Below are 24,071 nucleotides of genomic sequence, written 5' to 3' on the forward strand. Positions count from 1 at the left end.
AGCACCGCCGCGAGCCCCTCGAGGGCCGCGAGCGGGTCCGGCCCGGCCGGTGCCAGCACGACCGCGTCCGCGCCCGCGAGCGCCAGCCCGTCCAGCCGTGCCCGCGCCTGCTCCGGCGTGCCGACGACGGCGAGCCGGTCGACCCAGGCGTCCGGCAGCGCCGCGGCGAACTCCGCCCGGTCCGGCGTCCGGTCGCGCAGGTCGCGGAACTCTGCCGCGAAGTCCATCGGGTCGATGTGCGGCGCCCAGCCCGGGTCGCCGATCCAGGCGAGCGCGGGCCGCACCCGGTCGCGCGCGGCGGCGGCGTCGCCGTCCACGGCCGCGACCTCGTACGCCACCACGCGGTGCTCCGGGGCGCGGCCGATCTGCGCGATCGCGGCGGCGAGGTACTCGGGGCCCACCGGCTCCGCGAGCACGGTCCCGTCGGCGCACCGGCCGGCCGCGGCGAGCGACTTCGGCCCGCGCACCCCCGCCAGCACCGGCGGCACCTCGGTCGGCGGGTTCTCCAGCCGCACGCCGTCGAGCCGGACGTACCGGCCGTCGACGGTGACCTCCTCGCCGCGCAGCAGCGCGCGCAGCACCGTCACGTACTCCTCGAACGCGGTCAGCGGGCTGGCCGGCCACGCGCCGGCCTGCCGCATCCAGTCCGGCATCCCGTGGCCGATGCCGAGGTGCAGCCGGCCGGGGAACAGCTCGGCGACGGTCGCCGCCTCCATCGCGGCGAACGCCACGTTGCGCGCCCCGACCGGCAGGATCCCGACGCCGACGCGGATCCGCTCGGTGACCGCGAGCGCCGCCGCGGCCTGCGCCATCCCGCCCCGGAACCCGAGGTCCTCGACCACCCACAGCTCGGCGAACCCGAGGGCGTCGGCGCGCCGCGCGTACGGCAGCACCTGGTGGGCGGGCAGGTCACGGGGCAGCAGGACGCCGACGTCGAGGCTCATGCCCCGACCCTACGGGCGCGGCGCATCCCGGTGTGCTGTCCTGGTGCCCTGACCCGCACCGTCGCGGGACCCGCCGACGCCGGGAGGTCGGCCATGGCCAGGCTCGTCTACTCCGCGATCACGTCGCTCGACGGGTTCGTCGCCGACCGCGACGGCCGGTTCCACTGGAGCATGCCGGACGAGGCGGTGCACCAGCGGGTCAACGAGCTGCACCGCGGGGTCGGGACGTACCTGTACGGGCGCCGGCTGTACGACGTCATGGTCGCCTGGGAGACGATGCCGACCGCCGACGAGCCGCCCGCCGTCCAGGAGTACGCCCAGCTCTGGCGCGCGGCGCACAAGGTCGTCTACTCCACGACGGTCACGGAGCCGCGCAGCGCCCGCACCCAGGTCGAGCCGACCTTCGACCCCGAGGCGGTGCGCCGGCTGCTGCACAGCTCGCCGCACGACGTGCTGATCGGCGGCGCGCACCTGGCCGGGCAGGCGCTGCGCGCGGGCCTGGTGGACGAGGTGCACCTGTTCGTGTCGCCGGTGCTGGTCGGCGGCGGGACGAGGGCGCTGCCGCGGGACGTCCGCGTCGACCTGGAGCTGCTCGACCTGGAGCGGTTCGCGAACGGGGTGGCGCACCTGCACCACCGCGTGCACGCGGTCCACTGACGGCGGGACCTCAGCGCCTGACCGGGAAGCTCAGGTGCGTGACCCCGCGCGACGGCACCACCGCCGTCGGGTCCCCGAGCGGCACCGGCCCGCCGGCCTGCGCCGTGAAGTACGGCCGACCCGACCCGAGGAACACCGGCACCAGGTCGACGTTCACGGCGTCGAGCAGGCCGGCCGCGTGCACCTGCGACGCGATCGTCCCGGCCGCGACCCCGACGACTTTGTCCCCCGCCAGCTCCTGCGCGGCGGCCACCGCCTCCAGGACGCCCTCGTGCATGACCACCAGGTCGGGCGACCCCAGCGCCGCCGACGCCGTGACCGGCCGGTGCGTGAGCAGCACGAACGGCACGCCCAGCGGGTGCGCCCCGCCCCAGCCGTCCGTGAGGTCGAACAGCTCCCGTCCGACGACCAGCGCGCCGAGCGACTCGCGCCACGCCAGCCAGTACGCGGCGCTCTCCTCGGTCAGCCGGAACGGGGGCAGGTCGCCGTGGTTCTCCACCACGACGTCGCCGGCGTCGTACCAGCCGAACAGCTCGTCGATCCCGTGGTCCTGCCGCGCGATGAAGCCGTCGAGCGACGTGGTCGCCGAGGCGATGACCTGGCCCATGCGGCGACCGTAGTCCCGGGGCCCGGGCGCGGAGAAGGGGTCAGACCTTCGCGTGCCGCGCCCGTCCGAACGCGTACACCCCGTACGCGGCGAACCCGAGCGCGACGAGCGTCAGCAGCACCGGCCCGAACGGCAGGCCCGCGAGCGCGTGCAGCGCCGCGTCCAGCCCCTCGGCCTTCTCGGGGTCGGCCTGCACGGCGGCGACCACGAGCAGGACCCCGACGACCGCGAGCGCCCCGCCCTTGCCGATGTACCCGACCTTCCCGGCGGTCCGGACCCACGGCGCAGGGCTGGACTCCAGGTCCTCGAGGAACTTCTCCTGCCAGCCCTTGACCACGTGGTACCCGGCCACCGCGACGACGCCCAGCCCGACGAGCCCGATCAGCACCCGCCCGATCCCCGAGGACAGCAGGCCGGACGTCGCCCCGCCCGACCCGCCGGAGGACTGGTCCGTCAGCACCGACACCGTCGTGAACGCCAGCACCGCGTAGGTCACGGCCTTCGCCGCGGCCTTGAGCCGGTCGGCGGTCTCGCCCCAGGCGACCGCCTCCGTGGCCTGCCACAGCGCGAGCAGCACGAACCCGACGAGCAGCACCCACAGCAGCGCCTGGCCGAAGCCGTTCCCGGCGACCTGCTGGAGCGCGCCCTGCTGGTCGGCCTGCTCGCCGCCGGACGTCCACGCGAGCTGCACGGTCACCCAGGCGAGGAGCAGGTGCAGGACCCCGCTGGCGGCGTAGCCGAGGCGGGCGCCCTTCTCCAGGATCGGGTGGTCACCGGCGCGGGCGGCTGCGTGCTGGACGTCTCCGGTCATGCAGCGAGGGTGGCATCGGCGGGGCCGGGGCGCGCGGCGAGCCGGCCGCGGCGACGGAGGCGCGTGCCACCCGGCACCTGGGCCGATGGTCGCACCCGGCGCGCTTTCGCGGGAGCAGGGTGGGCCCGTGCAGCAGGACGAGCAGGACGACGTGATCGAGCAGGCGCGGCACCGTGCGGAGGTCGTGCGGGACCACGTCGTGCACGCGATCGACCTGGCCGAGCGCGACGGCGGCCCGTTCGACTTCCTGTCCATCGCCATCGCCGCGCACTGCTCGGTCACCTACCTGCGGCAGCACCGGGAGTTCGCGGCGCGGATCCGGGCGCTGCAGGCCACGGTCCCGCCGGAGCCCGTGGACCGGCCGGACGCCGCGCTGCGCCGCCGGCTCGCGGACGCGCAGCACCGGGCGGCCGTCCTCGGCGAGCGCGTGACGCGGCTGGAGGCGGAGAACGCCCGGCTGCGCGACCGGCTGGCCGCGGGCCGCCGCGCGGTGCCGGTCCGGCTCGGCCCGGGGGTGCGCCGGCCGGGCACCGCCCGGTAGGCGCGCTACTGCCCCGTCGGACCCGCGGGGCCGGGTGCGTCGGCCAGCCGGGCCACCGCCCGCGCGATCCGCTGCGCCCGCACCGACGGGCCCGGCGCGACCATCAGCGGGTGCAGCACCGAGTACCGGCCCTGCCGGTCGAGCGCGTCGAACGCCGCCCGCGCGGCGGGGACCGCGTCGAGCGCGGCCAGCAGGTCATCCGGCACCTCGGCCGTCGCCGACCCGGCGTAGGCCCGGTCCCACCGGCCGTCGGCGCGCGCCAGCTCCACCTCGGCGTGCCCGCGCTCGCGCATCCGGCCGTCACCGACCAGCCGGGCCACGTGCTCGACGTTCCGCTGGGACCAGATCGACCGCGGCCGGCGCGGCGTGAACCGCTGCAGGAACGTGGCGTCGTCGCGGCTGCGCTTCTGCCCGTCGATCCAGCCGCTGCACAGCGCCTCGTCGAGCGCCTGCGCGTACGTCAGGGACGTCGGCTCGACCGTGCCCTTCTTCGCGAGCACGAGCCAGACGCCGTGCGGGTCGTGCTCGTGGGCGTCGAGCCACGCCCGCCAGGCGGCGGCGTCGCGGACGACCAGCGGGGCGTCGTCGGGGCGGTCCGGGTCCGTCATGCGCCCAGCATGGCTCAGATCCAGCCGCGTTCCTCGGCGGTGAGCACCGCCTGCTGCCGCGTCGCGACGCCGATCTTGCCCAGGACGGACGACACGTGGTTCCGCACCGTCCCGGGCGACAGGTGCACCGCGGCGGCGATCTGCGCGATCGTCTCGCCGCGCCGCCCCGCCCGGAGCACGTCGAGCTCGCGGTCGGTGAGCGGGCTGCGCTCGTCGGCCAGCGCGTCCGCCGCGACCTCGGGGTCCACGTACCGCCGCCCGGCCGCGACGAGCCGGATCACCTCGGCGACGTCCTGGGCCGGCCGCGACTTCGGCAGGAACCCGTCGACCCCGGCCTGGAGCGCGCGGCGCAGCACGCCGGGGCGCGCGTGCCGGGTCACCACCAGGCAGCGCGTGGGGACCGTGCGGGCGAGCCGCGCGGCGGTGTCGATGCCGTCGACGCCCGGCATCTCGAGGTCCAGCACGCAGACGTCCGGGCGGGCGCGCTCGGCGGCCGCGAGCGCCTCGGCCCCCGACGCGCACTCCGCGACCACGTCCAGGTCCGGCTCCAGCCGCAGCAGCGCCGCGAGCGCGGTGCGGATCATGTCCTCGTCGTCGGCGATGAGCACCCGGATCACGCGCCGGCCTCCTCTCCCACGCCGACGGGGACGGCCACCGTCAGCTCGAACTCGTCGTCCCGGCGCACGTGCACCTCGCCGCCCAGCGCGCCGATCCGGTCCCGGATGGCGGCGATCCCGGACCCGCCCGGCGCCGCGGCGTCGCCCGCGCCGGGCTCGCGGTCGTTGGCGATCGCGTACCGCCACCGGTCGCCCTCGCGCCGCAGGGTGATCCGCGCATGGGAGCCGGCCCCGTGCTTGAGCACGTTCGTCACGCTCTCCCGGACGAGCGGGCCCAGCACGTCCGCCGGCGCGTGCTCGGCGCCGGGGCCCAGCGAGACGTGCACCTCGTGGCCGGCCGCGCGGAGCAGGTCGGCGGCGTTCGCCAGCTCGTCGGGCAGCGGGACGCCGCGGAACCGCGTCGCGAGGTCGCGGGTGCCGGCCCGTGCCTCGTCGACCGACGCGCGGGCCGTGCGGATCTGCTCCGCCGCGGCGGCGGGGTCCCGCTCGATCAGCCGCTCGGCCAGCTCGAGCTGGAGCGCGACGACCTGGAGGTGGTGGCCCTGCAGGTCGTGCACCTCGCCCGCCAGCCGCAGGCGCTCGCGCATCGCGGACACGGCACCGGCGGTCTCCCGCGCCCGGTCGAGCTCCCGCACCAGGTCCCACCACCACAGCGAGAACGCCGACAGCGCGGGCAGCAGGAGGAGCACGGTCGGCGGCACGGTGGCCAGGTCGGCGTCCGCGGTGTCGATGCCCAGGCGCGGCGCGTCGACGACCCACAGCCCCGCCAGCACCAGCGTCAGGACGACGACGAGCCGCCAGCGGACGCCCCGCGGCCAGGGCAGCAGGCTCAGCAGGAACGCGAGCACGCCGAACCCGAGCATCCAGGACCCGGTGGTGAGGCCGAGCAGCACGGCACCCACCGCGCCGACGGCCAGGGCGACCGCCGTCCGCCGGTGCCGGGACCGGTCCGGCGCGGGGTCCTCGTCGTCCGTGGTCGGGTCGGCCGCGACCACGGGGTAGTCGCGCACCAGCAGCACGGCGGCCCCGAGCTGGAGCGCCACGCCCACCGCCGCGAGCGCCGGACCGGCCGGCAGCACGACGTGCTCCGGCAGCTCGCCCAGCCAGAGCCACCAGTTCATCAGCACGACGAGGTCGAGGAACACCAGCCCGGCGACGGTGTACCACCAGGTCGCGCGCACGCCCCCGGCGTACGGCCCGACGCCACCCGGGCGCGCCCGCGCCACTCCCCTCCGGACAGCCATGCCGCCGACCGTACGGGCATGACATCCGTCACGGGAGGGGTCGCGGGACCGCACGGGGACCGGTGACACCGCGCCACTGCCGCCACCGGGGGTCGGGGCCGTTGGCTGGAGGCACCGCACCACACCACCCCAGCCGCACACCGGAGGTCACCATGGCAGGTCTGCCCGACGTCGTCCCGCAGTTCCAGGAGCTCGTCGCCCAGCTCCCCGACTGGCTCCAGCCCGCGGGCGTCGCGCTCGCCGGGGCCGTGCCGTTCGTCGAGGGCGAGGGCGCCGCCGCGATCGGCGTCGTCGGGGGGATCAACCCCGTCGCGGCCGCCGTGGCGGGGATCGCCGGCAACTTCCTCGCCGTCCTGCTGGTCGTCCTGGTGGGCGCCCGGACCCGTCAGGCCGTCGTCACCCGGGGCGGCCGGGCCCCGTCGGCGCCGAGCGCGAGCCGGCAGAAGTTCGACCGCGCGTTCGCCCGCTACGGGGTCGCCGGTGTGAGCCTCCTGGGCCCGCTGCTCATCCCGACGCACTTCACCGCGGCGGCGCTGGCCGCGTCCGGGGTCTCCCGCGCCCGCATCCTCACCTGGCAGGCGATCGCCATCACGCTGTGGACGATCGCGATCAGCCTCGTCATCACCGGGGTCATCGCGTTCGCCGGCTGAGCGCGGGCGCTCCGCCGCCTCCGCGCGCATGCTGGACGGGCCGGGTGCAGCGCTGTCGCCCGGTGCGCAGCTCGGACGAGGAGACGTCATGACGACGAAGGTCGAGCAGTCTGTCCTGGTGAACGTGCCGGTGAGCGTCGCGTACAACCAGTGGACCCAGTTCGAGGACTTCCCCCGGTTCATGGGGGGCGTGAAGTCCGTGACCCAGCTCAGCGACGACCGCCTGAAGTGGGTCGCGGAGATTGCCGGCGTGAAGCGGGAGTGGGAGGCGCGGATCCTCGAGCAGGTCCGCGACAGCAAGGTGGCCTGGGCGGCCACGGAGGGCGCGACCAACGCGGGCGCCGTGACGTTCGAGGACCTCGGCGGGGGCCAGACCTCCGTGCACCTCACGCTCGAGTACGCCCCCGAGGGCCTGGTCGAGAAGGTCGGGGACGCGCTGGGCGTCGTCGAGAACCGCGCCGCCAAGGACCTGGAGCGGTTCAAGGAGTTCATCGAGGCCGAGGGCTACGCCACCGGCGCCTGGCGCGGCGAGGTGCACGAGGGCGCCGCCGTCGGCACCCCGGGCCTCCAGGACGCGGCGGCGTCCGAGGGCGACAAGGGCAAGGCCGGGTTCTCCGGCAAGGCCGTGGCCGCGGGCCTCGGGGTCGCGGCAGCCGGCGCCGCGGCGGCCGTGGTCGGGGCCGCGAAGGCCGGCGGGGACACCGGGACCGAGGAGGTGCCGCCCGCGACCGCGGAGCCGCTGCCGCCGGCGGAGCCGGTGGTCGTGGAGTCCGAGACCGTCGTCGTCGAGACCGAGCCCGTCGTGGACGTGCCGCCGACGGGGACGGTGCCGGGGGACGACGGGACGGACCCCGCCGCGCGGATCTGACCCGCACCGCACGCCACGGGGCCCCCGGCCGGACCTGGTCCGACCGGGGGCCCCGGCGCGTCAGCCCTCGTCCGCGAGGTACCAGACCGTCGACCACCCGGGGACCCGGGCGCCGTCCGCGTCGCCGTCCTCCGCCGTGCTGGCCAGCACGACCCGGCCGCCGTCGAGCGGGTACGGCTCGTCCCCGAAGACGGTCACGACGTGCCACCCGCCGGGGCGCACGTAGTGCAGGACGTCGTCCCGCCCGGTCTCGACCCAGGTCAGCTCCTCCGCCCCCTGCAGCCGTCGCCGGGCCGCGAGCGCCCGCCGGTACAGCCCGAGCGTCGAGTCCGGGTCCGTCTCCTGCGCGGCGACGGCGTGCGCCGCGAACCACGCGGGCTGCGGCAGGTGCGCGTCGCCGGTGCCGAACCCGAACGAGCCCGCGTCCGTCGTCCACGGGATCGGCACCCGGCAGCCGTCGCGGCCGACCTGCGCGCCGCCGGTGCGGAAGAACGTCGGGTCCTGCCGCCGCTCGGCGGGGATGTCGGCGACCTCGTGCAGGCCCAGCTCCTCCCCCTGGTAGAGGTAGGTCGACCCCGGCAGGCCGAGCACCAGCAGCGTCGCCGCGCGGGCGACCCGCAGGCCGTGCTCCCGGTCCAGGCCGTTCTCCGGGCCGCCCTCGAGCAGCCAGCGGGCGGCGCGCTCCCGCGGGGCGAGCCCGTCGCCGCGCGGCGCGATCCCGTAGCGCGTGGCGTGCCGGACCACGTCGTGGTTGGACAGCACCCAGGTGCTCGACGAGCCGGACCGCGCGGCGAGCTCGAGGTTGTCGGCGATGATCCGGCGGAACTCGGCGGCGTCGGGCTCGGCCAGCAGCAGGTCGAAGTTGAACGACTGCCCGAGGCTCTCCGGCCGCGCGTAGAGCGGCACCCGCTCCGAGTCGACCCAGGCCTCGGCGACGGCGGCGCGCGGCGGGTCGTAGTCGTCGAGCACGGTGCGCCACTCGGCGTACACCTCGTGCACGTCGTCCCGGTCGTACAGCGGGTGGTTCCCGTCCCGGGGCAGCGCCTCGATCTCCGCCGCCGACGGCAGCGGCTCCGTCAGGTCCTTGGTCAGCATGTGCGCGACGTCGATCCGGAACCCGTCGACCCCGCGGTCCGACCAGAACCGCAGCGTCCGGACGAAGTCGGCGCGGACCTCCGGGTGGTCCCAGGCCAGGTCGGGCTGCTCGGTCGCGAAGCTGTGCAGGTACCACTGCCCGTCCGGGACGCGCTCCCACGCCGGCCCGCCGAACGTGGACTCCCAGTCGGTCGGCGGCTCGGACCCGTCGGGCCCCGTGCCCTCGCGGAAGATGTACCGCGCGCGCTCCGGCGACCCCGGGCCCGCGGCCAGCGCCGCGCGGAACCAGGCGTGCTGGTCGGACGTGTGGTTCGGCACGATGTCCACGACGACCCGGATCCCGCGCCCGTGCAGCGCCGCGACCATCGCGTCGAAGTCGTCGAGCGTGCCGAGCCGCGGGTCGACGTCGCGGTAGTCCGCCACGTCGTAGCCCCCGTCGGCGAGCTCCGACGGGTAGAACGGGCTGAGCCACACGGCGTCGACCCCCAGCTCGGCCAGGTAGTCGGCGCGCCGGGTGATCCCGGTCAGGTCGCCCAGGCCGTCGCCGTCGGCGTCGGCGAAGCTGCGCGGGTAGACCTGGTAGACGACGGCCTGGCGCCACCAGGCGGGGACGTCCCCGGGCGGGGTGCTCGCGGTCGGGGCCGGAGCGGTGGTGTCCTGTGCGGTCATGCGGGTGCGTCCTCCTGGGGTGGTTCTCGGCGGGTGGTCGGTCGAGGCGCGGTCGGGTCGAGGCGCGGGCGGGTCAGCCCTTCACGGCGCCCTGGGTCACGCCCTCCATCACCCAGCGCTGGGTGAACAGGTAGGCGACGATCGCGGGCGCCATCGCCATCAGGTACGAGGCGAAGGCGACGTGGTAGTTGTTGCTGAACTGGCTCTGGAACAGGTTCTGCCGCACGGGCAGGGTCTGCAGGGCCGGGTCAGAGATGATCAGCGACGGCATCATGAAGTCGTTCCAGGCGTAGAGGAACGCGAAGATGCCGACCGTCGCGCTCATCGGCGCCAGCAGCGGGAAGATCAGCCGCCAGAACGTCTGCCACGTCGTGGCCCCGTCCAGCCGGGCGCTCTCCTCGAGCTCGTCGGGGATCGAGCGCAGGAACGCCGTGAACAGCAGCACGCTGAAGCTGAGCTGGAACATCGTCGCGAGCAGGATCACGCCGAACGGGTTGTCGAGCCCGACCCGGCCGGTCAGCTGGATCTGCGGCAGGGCGACCACCGGGAACGGGATGAACATCGCCGCCAGCAGGTAGTAGAAGGAGTACCGGAACAGCCGGTGGTCCCAGTTCCGCATGATCGCGTACGACGCGAACGCGGCGAGCAGGATCGTGGCCACGACCGTGCCGGCGGTGACGAGCAGCGAGATCCCCGCGCCCACCGGGAACTTCGTCAGGTTCCACGCCTGGACGAACCCGTCGACGCTGAACGGCGCGGGCAGCGAGAACGCCTGGCCGTCGACCGCCTGCCCCTGGGTCTTGAACGCCATCGACACCGTCACGTAGAGCGGCAGCAGGACGGTCACCGCGCACAGGACCAGGACGACGGTCCCGGACCAGTTCGTGCGCTCGGACCGGACGTGGCCGGTGCTCCGCCCGGCGCGCCGGCCGGTGCCACGGGCGGTCGCGGGCGCCGCCGTCGTCGTCTGCGTCGCCATCACGAGGCCTTCCGGGTGCGCGTCAGGGAGAGCTGCAGGAGCGAGATGAGGACGGCGACGACGAAGAAGATCGTCGCGTTCGCCATCTGGTAGGCGTAGTCGCCGCCGTTGAAGCCGGCGATGATCGACATCGCGACGCTGCGGGTCGCGGTGCCCGGGCCGCCGTTCGTGAGGCCGACGATGATGTCGTAGGCGTTGAGGTAGCCCTTGAACCCGAGGATCACGTTGATGACGACGTACCCGGCCACGAGGGGCACGGTGATGCGGAGCAGCTGCTGGACCCTGCTCGCGCCGTCCAGGTCGGCCGCCTCGTAGACGTCGCCCGGCACGGACAGCAGCCCGGCGATGTAGATGAGCATCGTCCCCGGGATCGACTGCCACGCGGTGACGAGCACGATCGCGACCCACGCCAGGTCCGGGTTGGCCAGCAGGCTGATCTCCAGCCACGGGATCCCGGCGGCCGCCCCCGCGGCGGGCAGCGAGTTCGAGAACAGGAAGTTGAAGACGTACGCGATGATGATGCCGCTGATCACCATCGGGACCACGAACACCGTGCGCAGCGTGGTCTTCATCCGGATCCGGGACGTCAGGCCGACGGCGAGCAGGAACGCGACCACGTTCACGACGAGCACGGTCGCGACCGCGAAGCCGAACGTGAACAGGTAGCTCTGCAGGATCGCCGGGTCGCTGAACATGGCGACGTAGTTGGTGAGCCCGACGAAGCTCCAGTCCCCGATGCCGATCGAGTCCGTGAAGCTGAAGAAGATGCCGATGATGCCCGGCACCGTGATCGCCAGCGTGAACAGGACGACGGTGGGCAGCAGGAGCAGGTAGTACAGCGGCTCCACCCGGCGGCGCGGACGGCGGGCCGGCGGGGCGGTGGCGGCCGCGTGGGCAGCCGTCCCGGTGGTGACGATGCTGGTCATCGCGTCGACTCCTTCGTCTCCGTGACGGGCGCGGGCTGCCGGAAGGCGAGCCGGGCCCAGTCCGCGTCCAGCGTGCGGAGCATCCCGGCGGGGTCGCCGCCGAGCAGGACCGCCTGCGCGTAGCTGTTGACCGGGATGGTCTTCGGCACCAGCACCGACGGTCCCTGGTACACCCGGTTCTCCTCGTAGTACGACGCCATCCCGGCGACCCGCGGGTCGTCGACGGGGGCGGCGTCGGTGGTCGGCGTGAAGCCGAGCTGCGAGGCGTTGTAGGCCTCGATCACCTCCGGCTGGTACAGGTACTCGAGGAAGTCGCGGGCCGCCTCGGGGTGCCGGGCCTCCACCGGGATCCAGGCCGCGAGGTCGACGTTCACCCGGACGGCCAGGTCGTCGGGGTCGTCGGTCATCGGCAGCGGGAACGTCCCCAGCGGGAGGTCCGGCGACGTCTTGGCGATCTCGCTGAACGCCCACGGCCCCTGGAGGTACATCGCGGCCTCCCCCTGCGCGAACGCGAGGTTGCCGTCGCCGTAGCCGCGGCTGGCGGCGTCGGCGTTGACGTACTGCGCGAGCTCGGTCGCCTGCTCCAGCGGGCCGGTGAAGTCCTGCTCGAACGACACGTCGCTGCCCGGGCCGACGTCGGTCCCCTGCTCGGCGAGCCGGTCGAAGAAGTCGAGGACGTCCACCTGCCCGCCGACCGCGTAGTCGAACCAGCCCTGCGCCACGGTCCAGTCGTCCTTGAACGTGGCGTAGATCGGCGTGATCCCCGCGGCCTGCAGCGTCTCGCACGCCGCGATCAGCTCGTCCCAGGTCTGCGGGACCTCGATCCCCTGCTCGGCGAAGATCTGCTCGTTGTAGATGACCGACGCGGCCATGACCGAGTACGGCAGCGCGCTGGTCCGCCCCGGGTACGACCCGTACTGGTCCATCAGCGGCTGCAGGTCCGGCCGGATCCGGGAGGCGGCCTCGGTGTCCGACAGGTCGCTGAGCGCCCCGCGCTGCACGAACCGCGCGGACTCCATGTTGTAGTTCGCCAGCGCGATGTCCGGCGGGTTGCCCCGCACGAAGCTCGCCGACACCACGTCCACGCCCGAGGTGTCGAGCACGACCCGGGCGTCGGTCTGCGAGGCGTTGTACTCGTCGACCAGCTCCGTCACGAAGCCGATCGCCTCGCGCTTGCTGAACGCGAACCGCACCTCGTCGCGGCCGTCGCCGGCGCACGCACCGAGCAGCACTCCGCTCGTCAGGACCACGAGCGCGGACGCGACGACCCGGCGCACGCGCCGCACCCGTCCCGCCCGCCCCGTGGGTCGAGAGATCCCCTGCACCATCGCCCCCTCCGTCGCGGACACCGGTCGGGCGAACTTCTTCGTCGCCCACTAGATCTACTTGGCAAATCAACTCACCTCGGGCAGTGTGTCAGCGCCGAGGAAGGGCGGTCAAGACCTGTGACGACCCAGCACCACCGCGCGGCACCGCGGCCCGCGAGCCTGGACGCCGTGCTGTCCTGCGCCTGGGACGCCGCCGAGCTCACGGCCAGCGACGTCATCGCGGCGACCGGCCTGACCCGGTCCACGGCGATCGAGGCCCTGGACGCCCTGACCGCCACCGGGCTGCTGCGCGAGCTCCCGAACGCCCGCGAGGCCGGCGCCTACCGCAAGGGCCGGCCGGCGCGCCGGTTCGGGCTGCGGGCGGACGCCGCCGTCCTGGTCGGCGTCGACAGCGGGCAGGTGCACGTCACCGCCACGGTCGCCGACCTGCGCGGGGCACCGCTCCCGCTCGGCACCACCCGCGCGGTGCTCGGGCCGGAGCACGACGACCCCGCGGTGCGGCGCGCCGCGGTCCTCGCCGCCGTCGACGCCGCGCTCGCCGCCGCCGGCCGGACCCGCGCCGACGTGCTGGCCCTGTGCGCCGGCGTCCCCGCGCCCGTCAACACGCACGGCGACTCCCCCCGGCACCCGGACGGCTTCTGGGACCGGATGAACCCCGGCCTCCGCGACGCGTTCGCCTGGGCGCCGCTGGTCCGCGTCGAGAACGACGCCTCGCTCGCCGCCGTGGCCGAGGGCACGCACGGCGCCGCGGTCGGCAGCCGGAACTACGTCGCGCTGCTCGCGGGCGAGCGCCTGGGCGCGGGCGTCGTCGTCGACGGCCGGGTGCTGCACGGCGCGCACGGCGGCGTCGGCGAGATGGTCGCGTTCGACCTGGTCGAGGGCGTCGGCGCGGCCTACGGCCTCGGGGCCCGCGCCGCCGAGTGGGCGGCCGACGCCGTCGCCCGGGGCGAGGTGTCCCCGGGCGGTCGGCTGGCGGCGGTCGCGGCCGCCGAGCTCGACGGCCGCCGGGTGCTGGAGCTCGCCGCCCACGGCGACCCGGACGCCCTGCGCGTCGTGGAGCGGGTCGGCGCGATGCTGGCGCGCGTCGTGAGCGTGCTGGGCAGCATGTTCGACCCCGAGCGCATCGTCGTGTCCGGCGCCGTGTCGGCGGGCGTGCAGCAGGTGGTCGAGGCCGCGCGCGGCGCTGCCGCCGGGGTTGCACCTGCCGGCCCCCGCGCTCGAGATCTCACCGCTCGGGGCGGACGTGGTGGTCACCGGGGCGATCGCGGAGGCGGGCGCGGCGGCGCGGGCGCGAGCGCTGGACGTGTGGGGGGCGCTCGGGGCGGTGGCGTCCGCGGTGGGCTGAGGGCCCGGCTCAGCGCCGGAGCAGCCGTGCGCCCACCACCTGCCGCAGCACGACCTCGTCCCCCGGGGGCCGGAGGAGGAGCGTCGGCGACCGGGGCCAGCGGCGGCGCACCTCCGTACCCCCGTGCGCCAGGTAGTGCACCGCGAGGTCGACGTACCTCGCGAGGACGGCGCGCACCTCGTCGTCCGAGGGCTCGCGGTCCGGCTCCCCGGTGCTGAAGCCGCCGTCGACCGCCAGCTCGTACCACCAGTCGCCCGGCGTGCTGACGACCGCCCACCGCGACCCGAGGCTCAGCCGCAGCACCGCCACGTCGCCGTCGGTCTCGACCTCGGCCGCGACCGCGCCGTCCTCCGGGGCCAGCGCGCGCAGCACCGCGACGAGGTCCTCGGTCTGCATGGACGTCCTCCTGCCCCGACTCCAGCGGCGGTCCCGCTGACCCGACCCTAGAGGTGAGCCCGAGCCACGCCTCGACGCGAAGGACCCCGTGCCACCCCGACCACTCCCGGGGAGGCCTGGCGTCCGCCGGCCCGACCGGCGAGGATGCGGCGGGTGACCGCGCCCACGCACACCGACCTCATCGCCGGCCTGCGTCCCGCCGAGCGGAGCAGTCAGGCGTCGACGCGGCCCGGCACGGCGCACGACGACGCCGTCGCGGCGCTGCGCGCGCACGCGGCGCAGTGGTCGCTGCGGGACGCCGCTTCCTCCTGGGTGGCGGGCCTGTGGTCCGCGCCGTTCGGCTGGCGCAGCGCGCTGACCGGCGTCGCGGTCGGCAACGTCCTCCCGCCGCACCCGGCGGAGCCGTACTCCGCCGCGTCCGACGCCTGCCGGGTCTGCGGCCACCGGGACGGCCTCGCGCTCGACGTCGCCGAGGAGCGCTGGCAGCGCCACACCCAGGGAGCGCCGATCGACGGCGCCGTCGCCGAGCACGCCCTGGCGCTGGACGACCTCGCCGGTCACCCTCACCCCGACCCGACGGAGTACGACGTCTGGGCGCTGCGCGCGCTGCTCACCACCCTGCGCACCCTGCCGCCGCGCACCCGCCCGTCGAAGGCGCGGGACGCGCTCCGGCGGACCGGGGTGCTGCCGACGTCGTCGGCGTCGGCGTACCAGTCGGTGCTCGAGGAGCTGGCGCTGGTCGGGGTCGTCGCGACGGCCGAACGCCCCGGCATGGTCGAGCGGTGGACGACCTACGCCGAGCGCGACCAGCGCCCGAGCGTGCGGGTGGAGGTGCAGGCGCCGCTGGCCTGGTGGAGCTCGGACCACGGGCTGCTGGAGGGCGTGGTCGAGCAGGTGTTCGGCCACCTCGGGGTGGCGCCGGTGGACCTCGACGGCCCTCGGCCGACCCCCGTGCCCGAGCGGGCCGCGACCGCCACCGTCGCGATCCCCGCCCTGCTGCGCGCGCCGCGGACCGGCGGCGGCCTGCCACCGCACGTCGGGACCGGGCAGGCCGAGGCCGGCGACGTGTACGCGATCCGCCTCGGCGACGACCGGTGGGTCACGGCGTACGTGCACGGCGAAGCGCTGACGGAGCCCCGGCGGTACGTGCTCGTGGAGTACCTCGCCGGGGTGCACACCTCGTTCCCGTCGCCGGACGCCGTGGGGGCGGTCGTGCAGCCGCGGCGGGACGGCCGCTCGACCTTCCGGGTGCACTCGCTGGAGAAGCTGCCGCGCGCGCGTCGGATCGCCCGCGGCGTCCCCTTGCCGGCCGCGGCGGAGCCGCTGCCCGCGAGCTCCCCCGCGGCGGCCGCGGAGCACCTCCGCCAGATGGCCGGCTGGTTCTTCCCGGACCCGTGACGACCGGCCTCGACGCCGGCCTTCAGCGCCGATGATCGTCGAGGCGTGGGTCAACTGCTGATCAGGAAGACCACCCCGGCACCGAGGGCGACCAGGACGACACCGCAACCGCGCAGGATGGCGGCCTGGCCAGGTTCGGCCGCGTTCCGATCGCCCCGACGCGCCGACCAGCTGAGAATCTTCCGCGGGAAGAGGAGGCACGCCAGACCTGCGCCCAGCAGGACCACCAGGCCGATCCACCCCGTCACAGATCCCGCACCCGTCACCGTCCGATTCCAGCGGTGAGAGCGCGACTGGCGCAAGACCACCCGGGTCGCTGCTCAGGTCCCCGGAGGCGTCGTAGGTGGACCGGCGCGACGACCTGCCCGAACCCACCCCGGTGTGACCGTGCCGAGCCGGATGAGCCACGAGAGACGGCGCGGGCTGCTCGTGCTGCTGAGCATCGCGTCGGTGTGCTGGCTCGTCCTGCTCGTCGTCGCCATCGCCCTGCGCGACGTGCCCGTCCTCCAGACGGTGACCACGTCCGTGGTGCTGGCGATCGCATGGACCTCCTGGGCCGTCGACGTCCGGCGCGGGCGTCGCGATCCCTGATCGGATCGGTCCGCCGCGCCACGGCGGCACGCCCGAGGATGGCCGGACGCGACCTCACCCTCGGCCACCGCCGGTGCCGTCACGTCGCTGGTCGCCGAGGCGCGGACGCGAAGAACCCCCGGCCGGATCTCTCCGACCGGGGGTTCCCCGTCATGTGTGGCTTGTTCGGCTAACTCTGCGACCAGGTGGTACGTATTCGCTGGTCAAGTGCCGTGTACAGGCGCGGGGCGGTGTTGTGTACAGACCTCCGACTCGTCATCAGTGGCCGGCGTTGATAGCCCCGCAGCGCCAGGCACGACCGACACGGCGATCGACCCTCACGCCCCGGTCGAGATACCGCGCCTGCGCCAGGCCACCCAGGCGAGAGAGGCCATGAGCACGGCGAGGACACTGAGAACGACCCAAGCCCAGGCAGGCAGCCCTGCCACTGCCGCGATACCTGCGACCGCCAGGCAGAACCCGCCGATGGTCGCGTACAACTTCCACGGCAACAGTTCTCGCCGATCGCTAGTGATACCGAGAGTGCGAAGCACGCCCATGCTCAGTTCGCCTTCTTGTTGAAGATCGCTCGGACCGTGCTCTTGACGGCGTAGAACGCGGCGGTGCCGATTAGCGCGACCGCCGCTCCTCGGATGCAGCCTACGAAGGCGCCCTGAAGGCTGCCACCGTCGAAGGCCGTGATTGAAGCCTCGTACGCACAACCTCCGGCCGCCGCCGCAGCCGTGGGCCCGACGGCGGGAATGGAGCCGACCGCCGCCGCGACCCCTGCGGCGATCGCGGTGGCCGCCACCTGAGCCCAGAATCCCGCGCGCCCCGTCGGATCCACGTCGCGCCGGCCTCGTCGTAGAGGTACTCGGTGGTGCCGCGTCCGTCGGTCGTGGTCTTCAGGCGGGACGCCTTGTCGTAGGAGTAGACGACCGGCTCGTAGTCCAGGGTGTGCACCCGGGATGTCAGGCGGGACATCGCGTCGTAGGAGTACGTCGTGGTGCCCGAGACGTCCTCGCGGGTGGCGAGGCGTCCGGCGGTGTCGTAGGAGTACTCGACGTCCGGGCTGGCCGGGGTGGTGTCGTAGTCCATCCCCAGGAGCCGGTCGAGGTCGTCGTAGCTGTACGTGGTGGTCACGCCGTTGCCGTTCGAGGCGGTGGCGGTGCGCCCGTACTGGTCGTAAGTCAGGTTCCGCACCCCGAGGCTGGTCCCGGTCGGCGGGGTGATCGACGTCAGCTGCTTGTTGGCGTCGTACCCGTACGTGGTGGCGTTCCCGGTGTTGCCCGGCGCGGTGGCCGTGGCGACCGTGCCGTCGGAGTTGTACGTCAGCGCCGCCTCCGCAGCCAGAGCGTCGGTGGAGGTGAGCTGGTTGCCGGTGCCGTTGTACGCAGCAGACGGGCGTCCGTTCAGGTGAACCCCCGTCGATCACCGTGCCTGATATGTCCGCTTTGTGACAGGGTGCGCTCACTAGCGGCGAGGCACGGGCAAGTCGGAACGCCAGGGGGCGACGTGACGATCGAGACCACCACCAGCGCGCGCGTCGAGGGGGTCGACGCCCTGCGCGGACTGGCCGCGATCGCCGTGTTCATCTGCCACATCGGCGGCTACTGGGGCTTCCTCGACCTGCCGGGCAAGCTCCCCCAGCTCGTCGCGGCCGGCGCGCACGGCGTCGACGTCTTCATCGTCATCTCGGGCTTCTGCCTCGCGCTCCCCCTGGCCGGGCACCGGCGGCCGCTGCGCGTGCCGCAGTTCTACGGCCGGCGCGCGTGGCGCATCCTGCCGCCGTACTACGTCGCCCTCGCGATCGCCGCCGTCCTGGCGCTGCTGCCCGCGACCTGGCACCTCACCGTCGCGCGCCAGGCGACCCTCGGCGACGTGCTGCTGCACGTCGTCACCGGCCAGGCGTGGGTGCCCGGCGAGGTCGGCACCATCAACGGGTCGCTGTGGTCGGTCGCCCTGGAGGTCCAGCTCTACCTGCTGTTCCCGCTGCTCGTCCTCGCGTGGCGGCGCTGGGGCATCACCCCGGTGCTCATCGGAGCCGTCGCGCTCGACCTGGCCTGGCGGGGCTCCGGCGCCCTCGGCGGACCCGCGCCCCTCGGCTCCGACCTCGTGGTCCCCGCCCGCCTCGATCAGTTCGTCGCCGGCATGGCCTGCGCCGTCGCGATCCGTGCCGGCTTCACCTGGTCCGTGCGCCGCGGCCTGGTCGTGTTCGCGGTCGCCTCGCTCGCCGCGCTCGGCACCTCGACCCTCGACCTCGGCGTGTTCACCGGCGTCGCCTGGGCGGCCGCCGGGTCCAGCGCGGTGCTGCTGCTCGCGGGGCCGCTCGGCCGGGCGCTCGGCGGCACCGTCCTGGACCGGTTCGGTGCGCGGTCGTTCAGCTTCTACCTGCTGCACCAGCCCGTGCTGCTGGTCGGTGCCCCCGTGGTCGCGCTGCTGCCCGGCGGGATGCCGGTGCAGCTGGTCGTCGGCGGGCTCGCGGCGTTCGGCGTCACGGTGCTGCTCGCCGAGCTGCTGTATCGCGGGGTCGAGCTGCCCAGCCACCACGCCGGACGGCGCCGGTTCCCCGTGACCGTCGAGCGGCCGGTGGCCCCCGCCCGCGTCGACGACCGGGACGACCGGCGCGACGACCTGCCCGAGCCCACCCCGGTGTGACCGCCGGGCCCGACCCCATCGGGCGACGAGGTCCGGCCGCGAAGAACCCCCGGCCGGATCTCTCCGACCGGGAGTTCCCCGTCATGTGTGGCCTGTCCGGCTAAATCGCCGACCAGGCGGTACTTCTTCGCCGGTCAGGGGCTGTGCACCACTGAGGGTGGTGTTGTGTACAAGCACCCGCGGCTGCGCGGGATCACTGCGATCTGAGGTGGTGCACTCGTCTGATGCCACCTAGCCCGTGACGGCTCGAGTTGGCGCGTGTTCGCGCGAGTCTCATCGCCATGCGAGGCATCCATCCGGCTCCCTGCGGGAGACGGATGGATGCGCACCGCCGCTGAGCCCACGGCCTCGTGAGCCGATCCTCGGACGAGACCGTGCGACGCACCAACGCCCGGGCGTACTTCCCAGAGATGCCCCAGCAGTTGACTCACACCGCGACGAGCCCATCGCTTCCGAGCCGCACGGCGCGGTCGGCTCGTGCCGCGACGCTGGGGTCGTGGGTCACGATCAGCAGTCCGCATCCGGTACTGCGAGGAACGCCGAAGAGAATCTCCGCGACGTCATCCCGTGTGGCGTGATCCAGTGAGCCCGTGGGCTCGTCAGCCAGCACCAACCGTGGCTCGTTCGCCAGCGCACGCGCTACTGCCGTGCGCTGGCGCTCCCCTCCTGACAGGTCGCCCGCCAGGGTGTCCGGCGGCACCCCGAACTTCGCCAAAGCCGCGTCGGCCGCCGAAGCGGCTGCGCTGGGGTCACCGAGCGTCATCATCGCTGCGACGGCCACGTTCTCCGCAGCGGTCAGCTCTGGCAGGAGCGCTCCGTCCTGGAAAACGATCCCGACGGCGTCACGACGCAACCTGCTCGCTTTTGCTCGCGGGAGCCCGCGCAATTGCGTCCCGCACACCGTGACGTCACCTCGCTCGATCGGCCTCAAGCCGAGCAGGGTAGACAGCAGTGTTGACTTGCCGGATCCGGAAGGTCCAAGAATGGCGACTGCACTTCCGGCCTCCACGTCGAGGTCGAGGTTCGCGAACAGCGTCCGCCCTGGAACTGCGCAGGAAAGTCCTCGCACCCTCAAAGGCTGAACCAATTCGGTCATTCAGATGCTCCTCGTCCGTCCCATCGCGTCGTCGCGTGCCGCAGTGACAGCACTGCCAACCACCAAACGCCTGCCCCGGTCAGAGCAACCGCGAACCCGATTCCGAGCAACAAAGGCACGAGGTCGACGGCGGTTCCCGTGCCTACCCGCAGTACGGAGCCGAGCATGAGAGATATGACTGCCCCACAGACAAGCGCTACGGCTAGTGGAACCGCGAGCCGCCAGGCGACGATTCGCCGGGTTATCCCTGGTCTCGCATAGAGGCTCGACAGCGGTGCGAGGCGAGCCGCCGAGCGCCGGATGTCATCCGCCGCGCCGCCACATGCGCCCACAGCGAGCAGGGTGACGCCGATGGCTCCGAACCAGCCCACCCAGCCGGCCTGGTGCCGGCCCAGCAGGTTACCCAGTAGCCAGACGTCTCCGGGGTACTCCACGCGCCACGTCGGAGTCGCCACGGCGTATACCGTCGATTTCACGGCGGGGAGGTCGATCTGAGCCATGTCGGGCGAGAACACCAACCCCGTCCCCTGACGGTCGCCTGCGCCATCGGCCTGGATCCAGTCGGCTGCGTCTGCCCTGACCACGTCGACCTGCCGCGCCGAGCTGTTGTACCTCAGCGCGAGTCCGGCTCGTCCCGGGATCGACTCGAGGTCCAGCGTCGTGGCCTGGTCTGCGATCCCGAGGAGGGCCAGATCGTCGCTGGATCCGTGAACGCTCGTGGACACCTCGCCGTCCGGGTCGAAGGACTCCACTACCCAGACCGTGGAGAGCCCGAGCTCGGATCGCAAGTCGGCTGCGACCTGAGGCCACGCCGCCTCCGTGCCGGGAAAGCTCAGGACAGACACGAAGCGCCCGTCAACCGCAGCCCGCACTGCAGCGGCGTCCCGGACGGTGTCTGAACCCAAGGCGAGGTAGGACTGCGCCTGGGTGAAGATCACCATGGCCACAGCGATGAGCGAGGCGAATCTCACCACCGCTCGCGCGTCGTGGACGAGCCCCGCCCCAGCGACCAGCTCGTCCGGCGAAGCGCTGCGCTCGCCACGGCGCCGCAACGCACGAGCCGCCCTCACCGTGAGGTAGCCAACGAGGGCGGGCAGTTGACTGACCGTGACGATGACCGCGCCGAAGTAAACCATCAGGGCAACCACGGACCCGCCGTGGCGCACTGTGAGCACCGCGGCAACGGCAACCGGAGCACCAGCTGCGCACACTAACGCTCGCCATCGCGGCCAGGCGGGCACCGCCGGACGCGGACGCGCCGCCGCCGCTGCCCGCGGCCGAGCTGCGAGGATCGACATGCCGACCACCACCAGCGCCGCGACCGCCGCCGTTGCAAGCAAGGGGCCGGCCGCTGCGCGCATGTCGTCAGCCCGGATGACGTACCCGCGACCGGGCAGCGTCCAGTCCCGCACGAACAGCCCGGCCACAGCCGCTGTCGCAATCGTGATCCCCAGGCTCACCGGGCGCGCAACGGCGCCCCATGCCCACAACCACCGCTCAGTACGGCGGGCCCCGAGCATGTCGAGGATGACCGCTTGACGCTGGCGTTCGACCTGACCAGCCCGGACAGCCACCCCGATCACCAGCAGCGTGGCCGCACCGAGCGCGACCGCCATCAGCGCCAAGAGGTTCCGAAGCGGCTGCACGTCCGCGGCCTCTCCGATCAGCCCGTACGCCACGGGCTCACCGAAGCCGCTGACCCGCAGCATGACATCGACATCAACGACATCCGCGAGTGGCGGCCGCACATAGGCCAGCAGCTCGGTCGGGCTCGCCAGTCCCTCCGCACCGACAACCCCGATCACCCGCCCGTAACGCGAGGCGATGCCCTCGCTCGACCCGGCCGCGGCCAGCGCCGGAGACAGCAACGCCTCACCTTCCGCGGGCCAACGGGGCACCCCTGGAGGAAGCGGCGCATCTTCACGCAGAGGCACCAGCGAGATCACCGTGGCGTCCCGCAGACCAACTGAATCGTGCGTGTCCAGCCACAGCAGTTCGGCGTCGACGTCGTCAGGCGCGATCACCGGTGTCCGAGCAGCTTCGCGGACGTCGCGTCCGTCGTATACCGCGACCGCCGCTGTCAATGCGGTGGCCACGGCGATGATCACCACCGTGGCCACCGCGAGCACCACGGGCCAGATTGCCGCGGCTGCGCCCGGTCGCGCCTGTCGGCCCATTCGCAGCCAGGCCCGTGTCGTGCTCATTCCGGTCAGTACCTCCAGCTACCGCAGTCCATCGGGCTGAGGGTGTTGGAGATGCAGATCTTCGCGTTGGTGATGTCCGACGACACCGTCGCGCTCGTCGAGTTCCCGTAGCCGAGCTTGTTCGACAGACCCGAGGAGCTGCGCCCGGAGTTGTACTTGAACTCGGTGCTGACGAAGCGCCCGTCGTTGCCCGTGTCCTTCAGGCTGATCGTCGGACCACTGACCGTGACCTGCCCGCCCATGCTGCTGTAGGTCCACGCGAGGGCCGGAGCGGACATGGCGCCGGTGAACAGGGCGCCGGCCAGCAGGACTCCAGCGAAACGCCTCATCTTGTGAGTCATCACAATCCCCTTCTCTGAGTTAGAGGCCACATGACCTCACTAGGGAAAGTAGCAGGACGCGCGGGCCCTGAGGGGTGGAATCACCAGAACTCTTCTTGCGATGCCGTGTCAGTTCCCGCGAGGAGCGACGCGGTTCGCTGCCTAGAGTTTCAGAACCTGGCATTACAGTACGAACCCACGGGACATGGGTCGATCTCGAATTGTTCACCCGAACGGATCAACGCTGCGCCGGATCAACGCGCGCTGACTCGTCGGTCGTGATGAAGCTCAACGCGGTGTCCAGACCGTCGGTCGCGACCGAAACGGACTCCCGGGTGGACACAACGACGACCATGGTGTCGCTTTCCGCGTCGTCTAGCTGCTTCAGGCGCTTCTCGATCAGTGCCGCCGACCCGAGGGTCCCGATCAGGCGTGCGAACGCGAACAGCAGTGCATACCACCTCCAGGTCTCCGCGTCGTGGCTCCCGGCCGCGTACAGCAGAGCAAGCCGTATCCGCCCAGGGTGAGGGCGGTGAAGATCGCGCCGATCACAACCCGATGCCGGGCGCACACCGGCTGGGCGACGCGGCAGTTCCGAACGCTCCTGAGCGCCCGCTCCGTGCGGAATCCCGACCACCGGTTGGGGTCGCGCCTGGAGTGGTACCGGTACACGGGGTAGCAGCCGATCATCGCCACCGTCATCAGCAGAGCGACCGCGACAACACCCCACAGCGCTCCTGCCATCGGCCCGCCGGCTGCGAATCGGGCGCCGCCGCGGCGTCGAGCGCACCAGCGAACTGCGCCGCGAGGCGAGCGAGGTCCGGGTCGTCGCGGGTGTTGATAGGCACCACCTCAGCAGTCGCGCCCTGGCAGACGAGCGTCTCGTCCCGCGGGTGCCACAAGACAGTCACGGTCTCGTTCAGCGAGTACGCCTGCGAACGCCAGGCCCCCCCGTTGTACGGCACGACCGTCTGGCACGCGTCGTACGACCGCCGCACCGCGATCGAAGCATTGAACTCCGAGCGCACCGCGGCATGAACCCCCGCCGCGAGTGGTGCCGGGTCCTAGGTGCGGCTCGCACGCACGCATTGATGACCTTCGGGATCGTCGGCGTGCACGTCCGCATGCTCCGCGACTGGTACACGACCCGCGGCCAGGCGGACCCCTGGATGGTCGCGATCGGTGACACGTCGGACCAGGACTTCTCGCTGGTCCCCCTTCGCCGTACCACCCAGCCCCGGAAGAGGGCCCTGCACGTCCGGGTACCACCGGGGACACCCCCCGTCGCGCCCAACCCCGCGCTCAGTACCCGTTCGTGCACAAGCACCTGCGCCCCAAGCACCTCCGCGACCCCGCTGACGCCGCCACCCTGGCCGAGGCCGACACCGCCGGCACCGGTCCGCGACGCCGAGGACCACACCCACCGCGCCAGCCCGGCTACCCCCACCGGCGGGCGGCCTCGCCCGCGCGAACTGAACAGCACCACCCGCACAGCCCGCTGACCGTCATGGTCAGCGGGCACGGTGGCATGCGCCCGCGA

General features: G+C 73.5%; 25 protein-coding genes. 8 read left to right on the forward strand and 17 right to left on the reverse strand.

Going from position 1 to position 24,071, the window contains the following annotated elements:
- Positions 1 to 944, reverse strand: a 944-nt coding sequence (locus G6556_RS05795) for an LLM class flavin-dependent oxidoreductase (RefSeq protein ID WP_166939391.1), incomplete at its 3' end; no start/stop codon positions are given.
- A 93-nt stretch (positions 945 to 1,037) separates the two neighbouring features.
- Between G6556_RS05795 and G6556_RS05800 the strand changes: the two genes are divergently transcribed.
- Entirely contained in the window at positions 1,038 to 1,601 is a 564-nt protein-coding gene (locus G6556_RS05800; protein WP_166939393.1) for a dihydrofolate reductase family protein, read from the forward strand.
- A 10-nt stretch (positions 1,602 to 1,611) separates the two neighbouring features.
- On the opposite strand, the gene G6556_RS05805 is transcribed toward G6556_RS05800, so the two are convergent.
- Positions 1,612 to 2,208, reverse strand: a complete 597-nt coding sequence (locus tag G6556_RS05805) for a dihydrofolate reductase family protein (RefSeq protein WP_166939395.1) — start codon at positions 2,206 to 2,208, stop codon at positions 1,612 to 1,614.
- Between the two features lie 40 nt (positions 2,209 to 2,248).
- Positions 2,249 to 3,019 (reverse strand): DUF1206 domain-containing protein, encoded by a 771-nt coding sequence (locus G6556_RS05810; RefSeq protein ID WP_166939396.1) that lies wholly within the window; start codon positions 3,017 to 3,019, stop codon positions 2,249 to 2,251.
- A gap of 127 nt (positions 3,020 to 3,146) precedes the next feature.
- On the opposite strand from G6556_RS05810, the gene G6556_RS05815 reads away from it, so the two are divergent.
- Complete coding sequence (locus tag G6556_RS05815; RefSeq protein WP_166939398.1) at positions 3,147 to 3,560, forward strand: hypothetical protein; 414 nt, start codon at positions 3,147 to 3,149, stop codon at positions 3,558 to 3,560.
- A gap of 5 nt (positions 3,561 to 3,565) precedes the next feature.
- Here the strand turns inward: G6556_RS05815 and G6556_RS05820 are convergent, their stop codons facing one another.
- Genes G6556_RS05820 through G6556_RS20145 form a run of 3 tightly spaced genes read right to left on the reverse strand, consistent with a single transcriptional unit; the run spans position 3,566 to position 5,966 of the window.
- Complete coding sequence (locus G6556_RS05820; RefSeq protein WP_166939400.1) at positions 3,566 to 4,168, reverse strand: YdeI/OmpD-associated family protein; 603 nt, start codon at positions 4,166 to 4,168, stop codon at positions 3,566 to 3,568.
- Positions 4,169 to 4,182: 14 nt separating this feature from the next.
- Positions 4,183 to 4,785, reverse strand: coding sequence for a response regulator transcription factor (locus tag G6556_RS05825; protein ID WP_166939401.1), 603 nt, complete (start codon positions 4,783 to 4,785; stop codon positions 4,183 to 4,185).
- Positions 4,782 to 5,966, reverse strand: coding sequence for a histidine kinase (locus G6556_RS20145; protein WP_205693092.1), 1,185 nt, complete (start codon positions 5,964 to 5,966; stop codon positions 4,782 to 4,784). The genes G6556_RS05825 and G6556_RS20145 overlap by 4 nt, the downstream gene beginning before the upstream one ends.
- A gap of 215 nt (positions 5,967 to 6,181) precedes the next feature.
- On the opposite strand from G6556_RS20145, the gene G6556_RS05835 reads away from it, so the two are divergent.
- Both G6556_RS05835 and G6556_RS05840 read left to right on the forward strand, forming a co-directional pair.
- The gene (locus G6556_RS05835) at positions 6,182 to 6,679 is read left to right on the forward strand and encodes a small multidrug efflux protein (RefSeq protein ID WP_166939405.1); all 498 of its coding nucleotides are present in this window, start codon (positions 6,182 to 6,184) and stop codon (positions 6,677 to 6,679) included.
- Positions 6,680 to 6,767: 88 nt separating this feature from the next.
- A complete protein-coding gene (locus G6556_RS05840; RefSeq protein ID WP_166939407.1) occupies positions 6,768 to 7,547 on the forward strand; it encodes an SRPBCC family protein in 780 nt (259 codons plus the stop codon).
- Positions 7,548 to 7,607: 60 nt separating this feature from the next.
- Here G6556_RS05840 and G6556_RS05845 read toward each other — a convergent pair whose 3' ends face one another.
- The 4 genes from G6556_RS05845 to G6556_RS05860 form a co-directional block, all read right to left on the reverse strand.
- Positions 7,608 to 9,311 (reverse strand): glycoside hydrolase family 13 protein, encoded by a 1,704-nt coding sequence (locus G6556_RS05845; protein ID WP_166939409.1) that lies wholly within the window; start codon positions 9,309 to 9,311, stop codon positions 7,608 to 7,610.
- Between the two features lie 73 nt (positions 9,312 to 9,384).
- Complete coding sequence (locus tag G6556_RS05850) at positions 9,385 to 10,290, reverse strand: carbohydrate ABC transporter permease (RefSeq protein WP_166939411.1); 906 nt, start codon at positions 10,288 to 10,290, stop codon at positions 9,385 to 9,387.
- The gene (locus tag G6556_RS05855) at positions 10,290 to 11,216 is read right to left on the reverse strand and encodes a sugar ABC transporter permease (protein ID WP_166939413.1); all 927 of its coding nucleotides are present in this window, start codon (positions 11,214 to 11,216) and stop codon (positions 10,290 to 10,292) included. Before G6556_RS05855 ends, G6556_RS05850 begins: the two co-directional genes overlap by 1 nt.
- Entirely contained in the window at positions 11,213 to 12,493 is a 1,281-nt protein-coding gene (locus G6556_RS05860) for an extracellular solute-binding protein (RefSeq protein WP_346774749.1), read from the reverse strand. The genes G6556_RS05855 and G6556_RS05860 overlap by 4 nt, the downstream gene beginning before the upstream one ends.
- Positions 12,494 to 12,661: 168 nt before the next feature.
- Here G6556_RS05860 and G6556_RS05865 point away from each other — a divergent pair, with 168 nt between their 5' ends.
- Together G6556_RS05865 and G6556_RS05875 are read left to right on the forward strand one after the other, a co-directional pair.
- Positions 12,662 to 14,107, forward strand: a complete 1,446-nt coding sequence (locus G6556_RS05865) for an ROK family protein (RefSeq protein WP_346774750.1) — start codon at positions 12,662 to 12,664, stop codon at positions 14,105 to 14,107.
- 331 nt (positions 14,108 to 14,438) lie between these two features.
- Positions 14,439 to 15,683: a hypothetical protein gene (locus tag G6556_RS05875; RefSeq protein WP_166939418.1), complete on the forward strand. Its 1,245-nt coding sequence runs from the start codon at positions 14,439 to 14,441 to the stop codon at positions 15,681 to 15,683.
- Positions 15,684 to 15,733: 50 nt separating this feature from the next.
- Here the strand turns inward: G6556_RS05875 and G6556_RS05880 are convergent, their stop codons facing one another.
- Complete coding sequence (locus tag G6556_RS05880; protein ID WP_166939419.1) at positions 15,734 to 15,910, reverse strand: hypothetical protein; 177 nt, start codon at positions 15,908 to 15,910, stop codon at positions 15,734 to 15,736.
- A gap of 172 nt (positions 15,911 to 16,082) precedes the next feature.
- On the opposite strand from G6556_RS05880, the gene G6556_RS05885 reads away from it, so the two are divergent.
- A complete protein-coding gene (locus tag G6556_RS05885) occupies positions 16,083 to 16,274 on the forward strand; it encodes a hypothetical protein (protein WP_166939421.1) in 192 nt (63 codons plus the stop codon).
- A 639-nt stretch (positions 16,275 to 16,913) separates the two neighbouring features.
- Here the strand turns inward: G6556_RS05885 and G6556_RS05890 are convergent.
- The gene (locus G6556_RS05890; protein WP_166939423.1) at positions 16,914 to 17,456 is read right to left on the reverse strand and encodes a hypothetical protein; all 543 of its coding nucleotides are present in this window, start codon (positions 17,454 to 17,456) and stop codon (positions 16,914 to 16,916) included.
- A gap of 312 nt (positions 17,457 to 17,768) precedes the next feature.
- On the opposite strand from G6556_RS05890, the gene G6556_RS05895 reads away from it, so the two are divergent.
- Positions 17,769 to 18,911, forward strand: coding sequence for an acyltransferase (locus tag G6556_RS05895; protein WP_166939425.1), 1,143 nt, complete (start codon positions 17,769 to 17,771; stop codon positions 18,909 to 18,911).
- A 427-nt stretch (positions 18,912 to 19,338) separates the two neighbouring features.
- Here G6556_RS05895 and G6556_RS05900 read toward each other — a convergent pair whose 3' ends face one another.
- The 5 genes from G6556_RS05900 to G6556_RS05920 form a co-directional block, all read right to left on the reverse strand.
- A complete protein-coding gene (locus G6556_RS05900; protein ID WP_166939426.1) occupies positions 19,339 to 20,007 on the reverse strand; it encodes an ATP-binding cassette domain-containing protein in 669 nt (222 codons plus the stop codon).
- On the reverse strand, positions 20,004 to 22,211 hold the full coding sequence (locus G6556_RS05905) for a hypothetical protein (protein ID WP_166939428.1): 2,208 nt from the start codon (positions 22,209 to 22,211) through the stop codon (positions 20,004 to 20,006). The genes G6556_RS05900 and G6556_RS05905 overlap by 4 nt, the downstream gene beginning before the upstream one ends.
- 5 nt (positions 22,212 to 22,216) lie before the next feature.
- Entirely contained in the window at positions 22,217 to 22,540 is a 324-nt protein-coding gene (locus tag G6556_RS05910) for a hypothetical protein (RefSeq protein ID WP_166939430.1), read from the reverse strand.
- Positions 22,541 to 22,769: 229 nt separating this feature from the next.
- A complete protein-coding gene (locus G6556_RS05915; protein ID WP_166939432.1) occupies positions 22,770 to 23,168 on the reverse strand; it encodes a hypothetical protein in 399 nt (132 codons plus the stop codon).
- 64 nt (positions 23,169 to 23,232) lie between these two features.
- On the reverse strand, positions 23,233 to 23,559 hold the full coding sequence (locus G6556_RS05920) for a hypothetical protein (protein ID WP_166939433.1): 327 nt from the start codon (positions 23,557 to 23,559) through the stop codon (positions 23,233 to 23,235).
- Between the last annotated feature and the right edge of the window lie 512 nt (positions 23,560 to 24,071).

It is taken from the genome of Cellulomonas sp. IC4_254 (genome assembly GCF_011603975.1).
Taxonomy (GTDB): Bacteria; Actinomycetota; Actinomycetes; order Actinomycetales; family Cellulomonadaceae; genus Cellulomonas.